The following is a 14,058-nucleotide window of genomic DNA, read 5'->3' on the forward strand; positions in this document are numbered from 1 at the left end:
TTGGCCAAGGAAAACGAGCAGTTTGAAGTATTGCGGGTGATCGGCAACAACGTTGTGATGGTTCAGAAGGGCAAGAAAGGCAAGGAATACGTGATTATTGGCAAAGGTATCGGATTTGCGGTCAAAGATTCAGGTGTTATTGAAGCGAATGACCAACGAATCGAGAAGTTGTTTCGGCTGGAGGATCGGGAGGAATGGAGTCAATATCAGATTCTGCTTGAAGATATCGACCCCAAGGTAATGAAAATCACCGACGACATTATTGCGGATATCGCTCTTGAGTTTTCTGACAAGTTGAACGACAAAATCTATTTGGCGCTCCCCAGTCATATCCAGTTCACCATTTACCGTCTCCGGAGCGGTATGGACATTGTCAACCCGTTCCTAGAGGAAACCAAAATGTCATTTCCCAAAGAATTTGAGATCGCTTACAGGGCAGCGGAAAAAATAAGTGCAGAATTTGATGTGCAGATTCCTGAGGATGAAGTGGGATTTCTAACCTACCATGTATATTCAGCGGTCAGCAATGTGCCGGTAGGCCAGCTGGTTAAAGCCTCCAACATCGTTAGCGAGCTGATGGAAATCATTCGTGAGGAACGCAATCTTACGTTTACGCGTGGAAGTATGAATCACGTCAGGCTGATGATACACCTGAGGTTTTCCATTGAACGGATTCTTCAGGGCTCGCTTATTGACAATCCGTTCGTCATGCATATTCAGAAAGAGTATCAAGAGGAATACTTGCTGGCTCAAAAGCTGGGAAAAGTCATGCGGAATTTGCTGGACGCAGAGGTGCCGGAAGAAGAGATATGTTTTCTTGCCATGCATTTGCACCGTTTATTTCAGACCTTAGATAAACAGAAGCGGCTTTGAATTTACACAACAAATAGCAGTACGGGAGTGGAATTTATGTTTTCAAAATGGAAATCAAAAAAAGAAGAGAAGCGTGCCGAAGCGGCTGCTCTGAATATCTCAGCTCCAGTCAGCGGCCGGGCTGTTCCATTATCGGGTGTGCCTGATGAAACTTTTGCAGGCGGACATATGGGGAAGGGAGTTGCTATAGAACCCATTGAAGGCAAATTAATCGCCCCATTTGATGGTGTCGTAGCCCATGTGGTCAAATCCAATCATGCTGTTATCCTGGAGCATCCCTCCGGTCTGCAGCTGCTGCTGCATATCGGAATTGATACCGTAAGCCTGAAGGGAAGCGGATTCACCAGCCATATAGCGAGCGGTGACAACGTAAAAGCTGGGGAAACGCTGATCGAATTTGATCTGGAAGCGATCCGGGCTGCCGGATACCGGACGATAACGCCGGTCATTGTGACCAGCAACGGAGAGTTTGTCCAGGGTGTGGACTGTCATTACGGCGAGGTCGCCGCAGGCCGGGAAATCATTTTAACAGTGGCTCCAGGTGATCATTCATAGAGCCTTATTAAAACGAGAAAATATGTATTAAGGGGAGGATTGTTAATGTTAGCATTTCTGCAAAAGCTAGGCAAGTCACTGATGCTTCCGGTCGCAACGTTGCCGGCGGCGGCGATTCTGCAAGGATTTGCACTGATTAACTATGAAAAGGATTTCCATCTGGGAGCAGTTGGACGGTTTATTAACACTTATGTGGCACCTTTTCTGAATGCAGGCGCTGGGGCAATCTTCGGCAACCTGGCCTTAATCTTTGCGATCGGGGTTGCCATTGGATTTGCCGGTGACGCTGTAGCAGCGCTGTCTGCGCTGATTGCTTACCAGATTCTTGAGAGCATTCTAAAAGTCATTCCTGCGCAAATGCCTTTTATCAATGACGATGTTACACTGAACATGGGTGTACTTGGCGGGATATTTGCCGGAGCCTGGGCTGCCTTTCTCTATAAGAGATACCATAATATCAAAATGCCGGATTGGCTGGGCTTCTTTGCGGGCAAACGTTTTGTTCCGATTATTACAGCAGTAAGCACAATGATTCTGGCTGTCTTGGTCGGCATGATCTGGAGCCCGATTCAAAATGTAATCAGCGATTTTGGCACCTGGGTTGTCGGTCTCGGCGCAGTCGGCGCATTTATCTTTGGGACCGCTAACCGTCTGCTAATTCCTTTTGGACTTCATCATGTAATTAACGCGATTGCCTGGTTCCAAATCGGTGATTTCACCAACGCTAACGGAGAGGTAGTGCATGGAGACCTATGGCGCTTCTTCGCCGGAGATAAATCTGCCGGAATGTTCATGACAGGTTTCTTCCCGATTATGATGTTTGCCTTGCCAGGGGCGGCGCTAGCATTTATTCATACGGCAAAACCGGAAAAACGTAAAATGGTTGCCTCCATTTTCATTGGTTCTGCCATCGCTTCGTTCCTCACCGGGATTACAGAGCCGCTCGAATTCTCGTTCATGTTCATTGCGCCGGTGCTCTATCTGGTCCATGCCGTGCTAACCGGCTTTGCCGGGTTCCTGATGTATGTGCTTGACGTGAAGCTGGGCTTCGGTTTCTCCGCGGGGCTGATTGATTACCTGCTGAATATGAAGCTCTCAACTAACGCTTGGGTTCTGATTCCTGTAGGTCTTGCCTTCTTTGTTCTCTACTATGTGCTGTTCCGGTTTATTATTGTGAAGTTCAAGCTGAAGACACCCGGACGCGAGGATGATATTCTCGAAGAACGGATTGAAGCTGATTCTGGCGGAGCCAAGCTTTCTGCGTCTTCCAGAGCGGTCAAAATTTTGGAGAGTGTTGGCGGCCCGTCGAACATTCGAAACATTGATGCCTGTATTACACGGCTGCGGCTGATTGTAAACGACGAAAAGGCTGTCAAGGATGCTGCATTGAAACAATTAGGAGCTTCCGGAGTCATGAGGCTTGGTCAAGGTGCGGTGCAAATTGTATTTGGTCCGCAATCGGAGCAAATCAAGGATGACATCAAGAAACTTCTGTAGAAGTGATATCAGCACGATTAAGCAGCAAGGGTGGATCATTTAAATCCGCCCTTGTTTTTTTTGCAGGCTATTGCAATATCTATAATACCGAGTATAATACTTGGTATAAAAGGATTAAGGAGTCGGTACACATGTCAGTCGATGATTATCTGGATCTATTCAACTACGCCAAAGCAATTAACGATGGACAGTGGCAGGCTGACATCATAGAGAGCTTGAAGAATTATCAGGAAACAACGGAAGAGCAGAGAAGAATTGAGGGTGTCACGGAACTGTGGAACCGGTTTGATCACATCAACCTGCTGCTGATGGAATTGTTCGGTAAGCTGAAAGAGAATGAGGCTGCCCAGGAGAGCGGGCTGTGGAAAGAACAGATTTGGGAGTTGAAGCTGGAGCGGATTACAATAGCCAAGCAAATTCAAGAGAGATATATCAAGATTAGATAAAAAAAGGCATGCAGTTGTCTGCTCTGCCAGAACCGTAAATGATTACTTGGACATTTGCATTCCTTCGCGCATCATAGTCATACACATTGTCATCATTTCATCGCAGTCCTGCATTTTCTTCATCATCATGTCCATATCCATGTCCATCATACCCATTTCAGTCATCTTCTCCATGCACATCTTCATGGTGTTCATCTTGGCCATCATGTCTTCCATACACATGTTCATCATCATTTCCATACACATCTTTTCCATTGCCGATTCCACCTTTCATATTTTGGTTGGTTCAATTCTAAAATTACTATATTTATCTGGGATAAGCAACATGCTACATATAAAAAGCGGCTCCGTTCGTACTTAGGGAGCTGCTTTTTCTGCGTTTATAACGGAAAAAATAGAAATGTTATGATATTTGTATTGAATTGTGATACAAAATAGCTTTGGCGTTCGTCTTACTTATAGCTGCAGCTAATAAGGAGGATTTACAAAATGGAAATTCCGGAATCTGAACTGTTTCGCGCTGTATTTTATGAACACTATCCGGTGGTGAAGCGAAAGCTGGCGGCTCTGGTACGCGACGAGTCGGCAGCAGAGGATTTAGCGCAGGATGTGTTTCTCAGACTATACCGCAATCCGCCTGATGATCCAAGTGCGCTGGGGGCTTGGCTTCATAGAGTGCTTACCCGGATCGGATATGATTATTTGAACAAAAAAGCCAGGGAGCGGAAGCTCCAGGATAAGCAGGAGCTGCTGTTCAGCGCTGAGGCAAGTCCCCCTACAGGTGAAGAAGCGGTGCTTAGCAAGCTGGATCAGGAGGATGTGCGGGTATGGCTGGACGGTTTGCCTGAGAGAGATAGACAAGCGCTGATGCTGCGCTACTCTGGCTACAGCTACTCGGAAATTGCCGGCCAGCTTGGCGTTAACCCGCCGGTTGTGGGAACATTGCTCAGCCGGGCCACTTACAAATTAAGACAGCAGGCAGCGGAGTCGCTTCCGCAGACGGATGGAACAGCCGGACTTGCAAAACTTTGAGGAGGAAAGAAAATGACCAATCCCGAAAATAAACATACAGATAAGCACGGAACGGATGAAGCATGGGCGAAAATGGAGCAGAAGCTCTCCGCTGAACCGGTGAACCCGGTATGGGCAACCTGGGGGCAGCGTGCAGTGACTCAGAATGAAACAACAATATATGGGGTAGACGCGGCTGAACCACTTAATAATGAAACTGTGCAGCAGCATGCATTAGCATCCGGGGCACCTGAGCCTACAGAGAATAGAACGACCCGGGGGCAGTCGCGGCGGCCTGTAATGACCCGGCGCCGGAAATGGGCTGCTGCGGCGGCAGGGGTAGCTGTTTTTGCCGCCATACTCTCTACACCTGTAGGCAACACTGCAATGGCCGCCATACTGGGTCAATTCCGCGTACAGGAAGTTGCGCTTGTCAATGAAGATGATCTGCGAAATCTGTTCTACCAGTTCGGGGAGGGAGGAACAAGCGAGAATGATATCAACAAATTTGGCGCCTTCAGCACTTCTTCCGGCAAGATAACCGGAATGGTTCCAGTGGATGCGCTTCAGGACAAATTGGGCTTCTCCGCGCTGACTGGCGATGCCATTAATAACATTAAATCGGTGTATGTAAGCCCCTCACAGGAAATTACGCTGACATTGAAGGTTGATGAGGTAAATAAAGCGCTGAAGAGTCTGGGAGCGAAACAGCTGTTGCCTGAATCCATTGACGGTAAGCCGGTCACGCTGCGGCTTCCCGAGTCCGTAAACTACGATCTATCCAAGGATGATCACTGGGCGAGTCTGCGGCAGATGAAAACGCCTGTGGTGGATGTTGATCCTTCTATTAATGTCGAAGAAGCTGTCCAGGCTCTTCTGGACTTCCCGCTGCTGCCGGATAATTTGAAATCGAGCCTGCAGATGAGCAGTATTCTGGCTGGCAACCTGCCCATGCCTATAATCAAAGGGAATCATTCGGAACAAATCACCGTTAACGGAACAAGAGTGATCTTGGAAACCACAGAATATAACAGTGGGCCAACCTATAACGCAACCTGGGTGAACAAGGGGCAACTGTTCGAGCTGACCGGAGGAACGGTGTATCAGGATAAAGAAAAGTTCATGAAACAGCTTCAGGAGTTGATCGCGCAATGAACGTACCCGCAATCGAAGCACAGCTATTGACTAAGGAATACAGCAACGGACGCGGCTGCCGTGATGTTACTATTACTGTTGAGAAAGGGGAAGCCTTCGGCTTCCTCGGTCCCAACGGTGCCGGGAAAAGCACCTTTGTTAAAATGATGGCCGGATTGATCCGGCCATCCAGCGGAAACGCGGCTATATTCGGGCATCCTATCGGCTCTCTTGCGGCCAAGTCAAAGATCGGCTACCTGCCGGAGCTGTACCGGTACCAGGAATGGCTGACCGGAGAAGAGGTGGTCAGACTCCATGCCCGCTTATGCCGTATCGCAAAACCCGTGGCGGACCGCAGAATACCTGAGCTGCTGGAAGAGGTGGGAATAGGGCAGCGTGGACGCGACCGCGTGAAGCATTATTCCAAGGGAATGCAGCAGAGGTTAGGCCTCGCTTGCGCGCTTGTGAATGAGCCGGAGCTTGTTTTTCTGGATGAGCCTTCATCGGCCCTTGACCCGATCGGCCGTATGGAAGTCCGGAGCATACTGGAAGAGCTTAAACAGCGGGGCATTACCATTTTTCTCAACTCTCACCTGCTTGAGGATGTTGAGGTGCTGTGCGACCGGATGGCGCTGCTGAATAACGGTGAGATCCTGCGGCACGGCAAAGTATCGGAAGTATTAAATAAGCGAACTAGCTGGCATTTTAAAGTGGGCGGCTATTCGCCTTTTTTGCTGTCCTGGCTGATTGAGCAGACCGGGCTGCAGATTAGACAGTCGGCGGAGAATGCAGATCGTAAAGACGGCACAATTATTGTGCCATCGTCTATTGAAGGCAGCACCGTGTGGCTGGAGGCGGAAGTCGAGAGTGAGGAACAAGTAGGCTGGCTGAATACACTGATCATCCAGCAGGGCATGACCTTATATGAGGTTGCGAGTAAAAAAGAACGGCTGGAAGAATGGTTCATGGATGCTGTTTCAGGGCTTAGCCACAGGGGGGAGCGGGAATGAGAATTATAATGGGAATGACCTGGAGGGAGCTGCTCCGCAAGAAAGTTATGCTTATGACGCTGCTGATGACTGCTGCATTTCTGCTCGCATTCTGGTTTGTTGCGTCAACCCTTGGAGCCAGCGGGGCACCCCAGAGAACGGGTATCGCGAATGGGGACAATCTGATTGAAAGTTTTTCGCGGGGCGTTGTCATTTTATCCATAGGGTATTTCTTCGGAGCGTTTGTCATCGCATTTCTGGCAATCTTCAGTTCCTTCTCGGCTATCGCGGGGGAAGCGGAGCAGGGGGTTATGCAAGCTTTGCTGCCTCGTCCGCTGCCGCGCTGGAAATGGTATCTTGGCCGCTGGCTCGGTTATGTCACATTGGGGATTCTTTATGCCCTGCTTCTGTTTGCTGCGATATTGCTCATTGCCAATGCACATGCCGCCATCCCGCGCGACGGCGTGGCGCTTGTACAAGCTTTTCTGCTCTTCGCATCCGTAGTGCCGCTGCTGATCAGCTTGTCCATGCTTGGCTCCGGCCTGTTCTCGGCAATCGGGAACGGCGTCTTCATGACCATGCTCTACGGAGCGGGCTGGATCGGCGGAATGATCGACAACCTAAGCAGTTCGCTTGGTTTGAAGGAAGAAGCTCTGCATACGCTGCACAATCTGACAGGGATCATGTCACTGCTTATGCCGGCAGATGGACTGCAGCGCAAAATGACAGCGAAGTTGTTCAATCTCTCTGAGATTAGCAGTATGATTAATATGAATTTTAGTTCCTTTCCACTGCTGGACTTGAGTTCCAGTCCTACGAATTCATTTGTCGTTTATGCCATGCTGTATACGATTGTTGTCTTTATGATAGGAATGCTGCGGTTTCAGCGGAAGGATCTGTAGCTCTGCCCCTGCGTTCATAAACAATTGACATAACAAATAGCGCCCTTAGCTGATTCCATTAGGTGGAACCGGGTAAGGGCGCTATTTGCGCATGCATGCCGGACGTCATTTACTTGCGCCGATCTCAATCCAATCTGTTGACCAATTGCTGATTTCACCAAGAATTGGAGCGAGTGCATTACCTTTGCTGGTTAGTGAGTATTCAATGCGTACAGGTATTTCAGGGTAGACTGTGCGTTGAATGATGCCTTCGTTCTCCATTTCCTTCAAGCGGTCGGACAATACCTTGCCGCTAAGATTGGACAGACAGCTCTCGATTTCTCCAAATCGGCGGGGACCATTCATGAGCACGAATACTATAAGCGCAACCCAGCGTTTGCTGAGCACGTCTACCGCTTTTTCAAAGCGGGGACACATTTCGAAATTTTCCATAAAGATCACCTCCACATTCATTATATCATAAACTTACAATAAGTAATTATTAATATTTAAATATATATTATAACTTGACGAAGTTATATTACAATGATAAACTTACTTACAAATAGTTACTTGACGTATAAAGTTGAAATATTAAAATTGTAATTAATATTACTATGTTTAGGACGGTGTTATCATGATCAAACCAGAAATCTTATCTATTCTGCAGAATAAAATCAAACGGATTACCATGGATGATTCCACTAATATACTTGTCGGACCTATTACACTGCCTGTGAATCTGGATGGAGAGACCGTCACCTTTAAATGGTATAGCTGGCTTAAGGCCACGGATGAGGAATTGCAGGGCGGCGACAGCAAAGAAGCGACTGAGCTGCTGATTTCACGGTTATCCTCGATGAATCTTGCCGAAGGACAGCAATCCAGCGTACTGGTCTACGGCGATTTCGAGCATACAGACGATGCGCTGATCCGCATGCACAGCATTTGCCATACAGGAGATATTTTTGGCAGCAAACGCTGCGATTGCGGATTCCAGCTCCGGCAGTCGATGAAGATGATCGCGCAGCATGGATCGGGAGCCCTGTTCTACCTGGCTAACCACGAAGGAAGAGGCATCGGCTTGTTCAGCAAGGCTATGGCATACATTCTGCAAGAAGAAGGGTATGATACTGTAGAAGCCAATCTGGAGCTGGGCTTTGCCGATGATTCCAGAGACTACAGAGATGCGATCAGCGTTCTGCAGCACCTGCGCAGCAAGCCTGTGACATTGATTACGAATAATCCGAAGAAGCTGGAAGCCCTGAAGGCAGCCGGTATGAATACTGGCAAGAGAGTTCCTTTATGGGGCGATGTTTCCGTCTTCAATGAAAAGTATCTGCGGACAAAAGTGGCGCGTTCGGGCCATCTGGAGGCAGTGCCGAGCACCGATTTTTTTGAGGGACGAGTAGCCAAATAACACAGAGATGTTATAATGGGGTACTGAGCCCAATACTAAGTCTAGTGAGGTACAATATGAATGCAATTCAAGTGCAGGACTTGCGCAAAACCTTCAAAGTCCAAAAAAACCGCGAGGGCCTCAAAGGGGCCTTCGCTGATTTGTTTAAGCGGCAATATTCTGAGGTAACAGCGGTAAAGGATATCTCGTTCAGCATTCCGCAGGGCGAAATTTGCGGCTATATCGGCGAGAATGGTGCGGGTAAATCGACTACGATCAAGATGCTCACCGGCATCCTGGTTCCGACCTCCGGCACGCTTTCCGTTGGGGGTTATGTTCCCTATGAGGAACGCGAGAAATTCGTGGGCAACATAGGCGTTGTATTCGGACAGCGCAGCCAGCTATGGTGGGATATCGGCGTTATTGAATCCTTCCAGCTGCTGCGCAAGGTGTACCGGGTGCCGGAGCATGACTTCAAGAAGCGGCTCGATGAGCTGGTTGAACGGCTGGAGCTTCAGGATTTGCTTAACCGTCCGGTCCGTAAGCTTAGCCTTGGACAGCGGATGCGCTGTGAGCTGGTCGCTGCACTTCTGCACAATCCGTCCATTCTGTTTCTGGATGAGCCGACGATTGGCCTGGATATTGTTGTGAAGTCGGAAATCCGCCAGTTTCTGAAGGATATGAACCGTGATCATGGCACAACTATTCTGCTGACCACTCATGACCTGCAGGATATTGAAGCGCTGTGCTCCCGGGTGATCATGCTGGATGACGGACGGATTATTTATGATGGCGGTCTTGAGGAATTGAAGCAGCGCTGGGGAACCGGGCGTGAGGTGATTTTCCAATTCGGGACAGCTACGAAGCTTGCACAGCTCATGCACTGGACAGAAGGGATGCCGGTGACCTGGACAGCCGAGAATGATCTTGGTGCCAAGGCCTGGATTCCGCTGGAGCTGAATGTGTCCGATGTGCTGGGAAGTGTCGTTGGACAAGCGGATATTACGGATATCAAGATTGTTGAAACGAATACGGATGATATCGTCCGCAGCATTTATCAATCAGGCTCGGCGGATAAACCGGAAGAGAAGATACTTGCTTTGCAGGATGAGAAAGAGGTCATTCATGTCTAATAAGCTCAGAGCTGCGGCGGCAGCAGCCGGAGGCTCCTCTTCGGGCGGTTCACAGGAGAAAGGATGGAGGCTGCTGCTCGGCGCTTATTTTGATTTCATCCGCATCCGTTTTCTGACCATGCTGGCTTACCGTGTCAATTATTACTCAGGTATTCTCATTTATACACTGAACATTGGGGTGAATTATTTCACCTGGAAAGCCATTTACGGCAACGGTGAATCACTGGGCGGCTTCACGGGTGCGCAGATGACGACTTATGTGGCTGTCTCGTGGATGGCGAGGGCCTTTTACTTCAACAATCTCGATAGGGAGATTTCTACGGATATCCGGGACGGCAGCATCGCCATCCAATTTATCCGGCCGTATAACTATGTACTGGTCAAAATGATGCAGGGACTTGGCGAAGGCGTGTTCCGCTTCATGATGCTGATGATCCCGGGTATGGTGATTGCGGTTCTGTTGTTCCCGGTGCACTTGCCGACAGCGCCTTCGGCTTGGGCCGGATTTCTCGTTATGCTCTTTTTCAGCTTCCTGATCAGCTCACAGATTAACGTCATTACAGGTCTATCCGCCTTCTTCGTGGAGAACAACGAGGGTATGATGCGCATGAAGCGTGTGGTGGTTGATCTCTTCTCCGGTCTGATCGTGCCGATCAGCTTGTTCCCGGACTGGCTGTCTTCGGTGCTTAAAGTTCTGCCTTTTCAAGCGATCACCTACCTGCCGGGGTCCGTTTTTACGGGCCGGGTTCAGGGCGTAGGCATCTGGAATGTACTGGGGGTCCAGGTCGTCTGGTTCCTGCTGCTGCTGATTCCGATTGTCTGGCTATACTATGCGGCGCGTCAGCGGCTGTTCGTGCAGGGAGGGTGAGCGACGTTGTATTACTTGGGATTATTATTTGAATATTTGAAAAACTATATGAAGACCCGCCTAACCTACCGCGCCGATTTCTGGGTAGAGGTGGTGTCGGATCTGCTGTTTCAGGCGACCAACTTCATCTTCATTTTGGTTATCTTCATGCATACCGACAGCCTTGGCGGCTGGAATCAGAACGAGGTAGTGTTCGTATACGGCTTCTTTATGGTGCCTTTTGGCGTCTTCAGTTGCTTCGTAAATATGTGGGGCTTCAGCGAGCGCTACATTGTCAAAGGCGAAATGGACCGCGTCCTGACGCGTCCGGCGCATAACCTGTTCCAGATTTTTCTGGAAAATGTAGACCCGCCCGCACTGGTCGGTTCAATCATCGGCCTGATCATTATGGGGATCAGCGGGAGCAATCTGGGCCTGCCTTTTGAATGGTGGACGATTCCGATGCTGATCATTCTGACCCTGAGCGCGGTTGCGATCTACACAGGGATCTATACGACCCTGACCTCATTGTCTTTCTATTCCGATGCTCCAACCGGGATTCTGCCGCTGATGTACAACATCCAGACCTACGGCCGCTATCCGGTTACGATCTACAACCGTGCAATACAGGTGCTGCTTACGTGGATTGTCCCGTTTGCTTTTGTCGGCGTCTATCCGGCAGCGCTGTTTCTCCACAGGGAAGAGATGCAGCGCATGGCACTGCTGACTCCAGTAGTTGGTGCGGTGTTCTTGGGAATCGGGCTTGTATCCTGGAATTACGGAGTGAAAAAATATAAAGGAGCCGGTTCATAAAACCGGCCTCCAGTACAATAACAGTAAGGCAGACAGGCGATGAACCGCCGGGTCTGTCTTTTTGTGTTCCAAAAGTATTATAAGATGTTATATAAGTCTCTTTTAACATGTGCAATAGTTCCCCATAATAATTAGTGAGATTAGAAGAAGTGGGGCGTGGAAACAATGAGATCGTACATCATAGGAGTAGATTTGGGCGGAACCAATATCAAGGCGGCTTTATTTGATGCCGATTTTGCTGCAGTCGGCGAGGTGTCAGTTCCTACAGAGGCGGGAGAAGGACCGGTGCATGTGCTTAGCCGGATTCGTTATGCGATAAATCTGCTGACTGAGGACAAGGGGATCAGCCTTCACAGCGTCGTTTGCATGGGCATGGGAGTTCCAGGGCTGCTTGATCCCAAGGAGGGGCTGTCCCTGTTCTCGCCCAACTTTCCGGGCTGGGAGCAAGTACATATTGTAAATGAGATGAAGCCATACTATGACTTTCCTGTATTTATTGACAATGATGTAAGAGTGAATTTGTATGGGGAATGGCTGCATGGAGCCGCAAAAGGGTATCAGAACGTGGTCCTGCTGACCTTGGGGACGGGTCTGGGTTCGGGGATTGTGAGTGACGGCAAGGTGGTCTACGGAACGACGTTCAGCGCAGGGGAAATCGGCCACATGAACATGTACAGGCAGGGCCGTCCCTGCCGCTGCGGCAGCTCAGGCTGCTTGGGCAGATATGTGTCGGCGGTGGGCATGGTAAATACGTTCAAGGAAAAGCTGGGCGAAGGCAGATACAGTATCATCCAAACTTGGACAGACGGCGACAATGAGCGGATAACGGCTCTGATGATCTCAGAAGCCTATGATCTGGAAGACGAGCTGGCGATGGAGGTAATGCACGAGACGGGGACTCTGCTTGGCTTTGGTCTGGCCAACGTTATCAATCTGCTGAATCCCGAGGCGATTGTGATCGGCGGCGGGATGTCTGCGGCTGGAGAGCGGCTGCTGCGCAGTGTCCGTGCAACCGTGAAGGAACACACACTGAAGCTGTCCGGCAGCAAGTGCAGCATTGTCCAGGCCGGGCTTGGCAGCCGGGCGGGAACGCTGGGAGCCGCAACATATGCACACAGGAAGCTGCATGCATGATATGCTATAAACATCCATGTCGCTCTTTCGCGACACTTCAGGGCCATGAAATTTCATAGAAGGGCCTTAAGTTTGGCTTCGCCAAATTCGAGGCTTCCATAACAATGTCCTCTGTTCGGACATCGTTATTTCAGGATAGACAATGTGAAGATTCAAGCAGGAGGGCAAAGATGAAACACGACATTCAAAGAGTGCCTTATGGCTATGAGCCGCCAGCTGCAGAGCGTAAGGGAACACTGGTGTTTTACGATTCTTTTGAGCGGACAACGGATCAGGAGCTTGAACTCGCGGCCAAGACAGCGGCGGACCGTAAATTTACCAAGCTGGTGCTGTATCCTTTGCATGAAGAAACGGTAAGGCGGATGAGCAAAGAGCCTGTGCAGGCGTTCTATAAGCGGGAGGACCGTCTGCATGAGTGGAAAAGAGAACAGGGACGTTCGTTCATTACGGTAGAGAGTCTCGAAGGCAAGCGAAAAAAATATACGCCGCTGGATTCTGCCCTTCGTCATATCAGTACCGTGTATCCATCGCCGTATTTTCTGTATCTGACGCCGGAGACGGCGAACCTGTTCGCTTCCTATTCTTCTTTTGAGGAGTGGATCGTTAAGATTCGTCTTATCCTGTCAGAGGCTCCGGCTTATGTACACCCGCGTCTGGAGAAATTCAGGCATCGCTGGGATGTTGCAGGGGAAGAACGTGAGGAGTAGAGCATATTGCGCAGCGGGCGCCTGGCGGAAGTCAGGCGCCCGCTGCATGTAGGGGGAAGGTTAATGCACAACTTTTTGCTTACGTCTGTAGGTGTACATCTTCCATTGATAGTGGATGAAGCAGCCGATGCAGAAGCCGAGGATAGCGACAGTGGCAGCTACAGCGACCATAGCAGTGAAGATGTAAGCAGCAACTGTCCAGCCTGCCAGGAAGCTGACCAGTCCGGCCGTGAGGCAGAAGACGGCGATGCTCTGATTGAACTGCTGCTGATCCCAATCTTCAAGCAGATAGCTGGAGCGTTCTTTGGTCAGAAGCATGGCGGCAAGCTTGATGACTGGATTGTAACCGAACAGCAGGCCAGACAGTCCGGCAGCAAGCGGCAGTGCGAGAATCCAGTACTGGCCTGTAAACCAGGTTGCCAGTACAGATAAGACGATAAATGCTTGATTGGTTTTGACAAGCGGGCGTGGAATTCCCCTTGAAGCAGCATCCTTGCTCATCCAAATCATACCTTTCGCATTGGAATAATAAAATTATAACGCATTCAACTTATGGCGGCAATTGAAAAAATACTTTAAATTTGAAAATAATCTTGACATTTCGCGCAAATTCGTGGTTTTATTATGTAGACCAATCGT

General features: G+C 49.5%; 17 protein-coding genes. 14 read left to right on the top strand and 3 right to left on the bottom strand.

The window, feature by feature from the left end; genetic code table 11:
- From AC0LWN_RS01145 to AC0LWN_RS01160, 4 genes are all read left to right on the top strand, one after another.
- A complete protein-coding gene (locus tag AC0LWN_RS01145; protein WP_474662817.1) occupies positions 1–873 on the top strand; it encodes a PRD domain-containing protein in 873 nt (290 codons plus the stop codon).
- Between the two features lie 36 nt (positions 874–909).
- A complete protein-coding gene (locus AC0LWN_RS01150; protein WP_474662818.1) occupies positions 910–1,428 on the top strand; it encodes a PTS sugar transporter subunit IIA in 519 nt (172 codons plus the stop codon).
- A 45-nt stretch (positions 1,429–1,473) separates the two neighbouring features.
- On the top strand, positions 1,474–2,925 hold the full coding sequence (locus AC0LWN_RS01155; protein ID WP_474662819.1) for a PTS transporter subunit EIIC: 1,452 nt from the start codon (positions 1,474–1,476) through the stop codon (positions 2,923–2,925).
- 131 nt (positions 2,926–3,056) lie between these two features.
- Positions 3,057–3,371, top strand: a complete 315-nt coding sequence (locus AC0LWN_RS01160) for a hypothetical protein (RefSeq protein WP_474662820.1) — start codon at positions 3,057–3,059, stop codon at positions 3,369–3,371.
- Positions 3,372–3,413: 42 nt separating this feature from the next.
- On the opposite strand, the gene AC0LWN_RS01165 is transcribed toward AC0LWN_RS01160, so the two are convergent.
- A complete protein-coding gene (locus AC0LWN_RS01165; RefSeq protein WP_474662821.1) occupies positions 3,414–3,626 on the bottom strand; it encodes a hypothetical protein in 213 nt (70 codons plus the stop codon).
- Between the two features lie 234 nt (positions 3,627–3,860).
- Between AC0LWN_RS01165 and AC0LWN_RS01170 the strand changes: the two genes are divergently transcribed.
- The 4 genes from AC0LWN_RS01170 to AC0LWN_RS01185 are packed head-to-tail and all read left to right on the top strand — an operon-like array spanning position 3,861 to position 7,407.
- Positions 3,861–4,403, top strand: coding sequence for a sigma-70 family RNA polymerase sigma factor (locus AC0LWN_RS01170; RefSeq protein WP_474662822.1), 543 nt, complete (start codon positions 3,861–3,863; stop codon positions 4,401–4,403).
- 12 nt (positions 4,404–4,415) lie between these two features.
- On the top strand, positions 4,416–5,537 hold the full coding sequence (locus tag AC0LWN_RS01175; protein ID WP_474662823.1) for a hypothetical protein: 1,122 nt from the start codon (positions 4,416–4,418) through the stop codon (positions 5,535–5,537).
- The gene (locus AC0LWN_RS01180; protein ID WP_474662824.1) at positions 5,534–6,526 is read left to right on the top strand and encodes an ABC transporter ATP-binding protein; all 993 of its coding nucleotides are present in this window, start codon (positions 5,534–5,536) and stop codon (positions 6,524–6,526) included. Before AC0LWN_RS01175 ends, AC0LWN_RS01180 begins: the two co-directional genes overlap by 4 nt.
- Positions 6,523–7,407 carry an ABC transporter permease subunit gene (locus AC0LWN_RS01185; RefSeq protein ID WP_474662825.1) on the top strand — a complete coding sequence of 295 codons (885 nt, stop codon included), beginning with the start codon at positions 6,523–6,525 and terminating at the stop codon, positions 7,405–7,407. Before AC0LWN_RS01180 ends, AC0LWN_RS01185 begins: the two co-directional genes overlap by 4 nt.
- Positions 7,408–7,512: 105 nt before the next feature.
- On the opposite strand, the gene catR is transcribed toward AC0LWN_RS01185, so the two are convergent.
- On the bottom strand, positions 7,513–7,839 hold the full coding sequence (catR, locus tag AC0LWN_RS01190; RefSeq protein ID WP_019911205.1) for a catDE operon transcriptional regulator CatR: 327 nt from the start codon (positions 7,837–7,839) through the stop codon (positions 7,513–7,515).
- Positions 7,840–8,023: 184 nt separating this feature from the next.
- Between catR and AC0LWN_RS01195 the strand changes: the two genes are divergently transcribed.
- The 6 genes from AC0LWN_RS01195 (at position 8,024) to AC0LWN_RS01220 (ending at position 13,419) form a co-directional block, all read left to right on the top strand.
- Positions 8,024–8,806 (top strand): GTP cyclohydrolase II, encoded by a 783-nt coding sequence (locus AC0LWN_RS01195; RefSeq protein WP_474662826.1) that lies wholly within the window; start codon positions 8,024–8,026, stop codon positions 8,804–8,806.
- A gap of 56 nt (positions 8,807–8,862) precedes the next feature.
- A complete protein-coding gene (locus tag AC0LWN_RS01200; protein ID WP_474662827.1) occupies positions 8,863–9,918 on the top strand; it encodes an ABC transporter ATP-binding protein in 1,056 nt (351 codons plus the stop codon).
- A 73-nt stretch (positions 9,919–9,991) separates the two neighbouring features.
- Positions 9,992–10,786, top strand: coding sequence for an ABC transporter permease (locus tag AC0LWN_RS01205; protein WP_458965471.1), 795 nt, complete (start codon positions 9,992–9,994; stop codon positions 10,784–10,786).
- A gap of 48 nt (positions 10,787–10,834) precedes the next feature.
- Positions 10,835–11,578, top strand: coding sequence for an ABC transporter permease (locus tag AC0LWN_RS01210; protein ID WP_474663543.1), 744 nt, complete (start codon positions 10,835–10,837; stop codon positions 11,576–11,578).
- A 165-nt stretch (positions 11,579–11,743) separates the two neighbouring features.
- Positions 11,744–12,712 carry an ROK family protein gene (locus AC0LWN_RS01215; protein ID WP_474663544.1) on the top strand — a complete coding sequence of 323 codons (969 nt, stop codon included), beginning with the start codon at positions 11,744–11,746 and terminating at the stop codon, positions 12,710–12,712.
- 170 nt (positions 12,713–12,882) lie between these two features.
- Complete coding sequence (locus tag AC0LWN_RS01220; protein WP_474662828.1) at positions 12,883–13,419, top strand: hypothetical protein; 537 nt, start codon at positions 12,883–12,885, stop codon at positions 13,417–13,419.
- A gap of 60 nt (positions 13,420–13,479) precedes the next feature.
- Here the strand turns inward: AC0LWN_RS01220 and AC0LWN_RS01225 are convergent, their stop codons facing one another.
- On the bottom strand, positions 13,480–13,920 hold the full coding sequence (locus AC0LWN_RS01225) for a DUF4395 domain-containing protein (protein ID WP_474662829.1): 441 nt from the start codon (positions 13,918–13,920) through the stop codon (positions 13,480–13,482).
- Positions 13,921–14,058: the final 138 nt, after the last annotated feature.

Source organism: Paenibacillus sp. sgz302115 (genome assembly GCF_056120445.1).

Coding starts and splice junctions, on each gene's coding strand:
- AC0LWN_RS01215 (WP_474663544.1), top strand. CDS start 11,744: ATGAGATCGTACATCATAGGAGTAGATTTGGGCGGAACCAATATCAAG.
- AC0LWN_RS01225 (WP_474662829.1), bottom strand. CDS start 13,920: ATGAGCAAGGATGCTGCTTCAAGGGGAATTCCACGCCCGCTTGTCAAA.
- AC0LWN_RS01210 (WP_474663543.1), top strand. CDS start 10,835: ATGAAGACCCGCCTAACCTACCGCGCCGATTTCTGGGTAGAGGTGGTG.
- AC0LWN_RS01200 (WP_474662827.1), top strand. CDS start 8,863: ATGAATGCAATTCAAGTGCAGGACTTGCGCAAAACCTTCAAAGTCCAA.
- AC0LWN_RS01180 (WP_474662824.1), top strand. CDS start 5,534: ATGAACGTACCCGCAATCGAAGCACAGCTATTGACTAAGGAATACAGC.
- AC0LWN_RS01150 (WP_474662818.1), top strand. CDS start 910: ATGTTTTCAAAATGGAAATCAAAAAAAGAAGAGAAGCGTGCCGAAGCG.
- AC0LWN_RS01185 (WP_474662825.1), top strand. CDS start 6,523: ATGAGAATTATAATGGGAATGACCTGGAGGGAGCTGCTCCGCAAGAAA.
- AC0LWN_RS01175 (WP_474662823.1), top strand. CDS start 4,416: ATGACCAATCCCGAAAATAAACATACAGATAAGCACGGAACGGATGAA.
- AC0LWN_RS01195 (WP_474662826.1), top strand. CDS start 8,024: ATGATCAAACCAGAAATCTTATCTATTCTGCAGAATAAAATCAAACGG.
- AC0LWN_RS01155 (WP_474662819.1), top strand. CDS start 1,474: ATGTTAGCATTTCTGCAAAAGCTAGGCAAGTCACTGATGCTTCCGGTC.
- catR (WP_019911205.1), bottom strand. CDS start 7,839: ATGGAAAATTTCGAAATGTGTCCCCGCTTTGAAAAAGCGGTAGACGTG.
- AC0LWN_RS01165 (WP_474662821.1), bottom strand. CDS start 3,626: ATGGAAAAGATGTGTATGGAAATGATGATGAACATGTGTATGGAAGAC.
- AC0LWN_RS01220 (WP_474662828.1), top strand. CDS start 12,883: ATGAAACACGACATTCAAAGAGTGCCTTATGGCTATGAGCCGCCAGCT.
- AC0LWN_RS01170 (WP_474662822.1), top strand. CDS start 3,861: ATGGAAATTCCGGAATCTGAACTGTTTCGCGCTGTATTTTATGAACAC.
- AC0LWN_RS01160 (WP_474662820.1), top strand. CDS start 3,057: ATGTCAGTCGATGATTATCTGGATCTATTCAACTACGCCAAAGCAATT.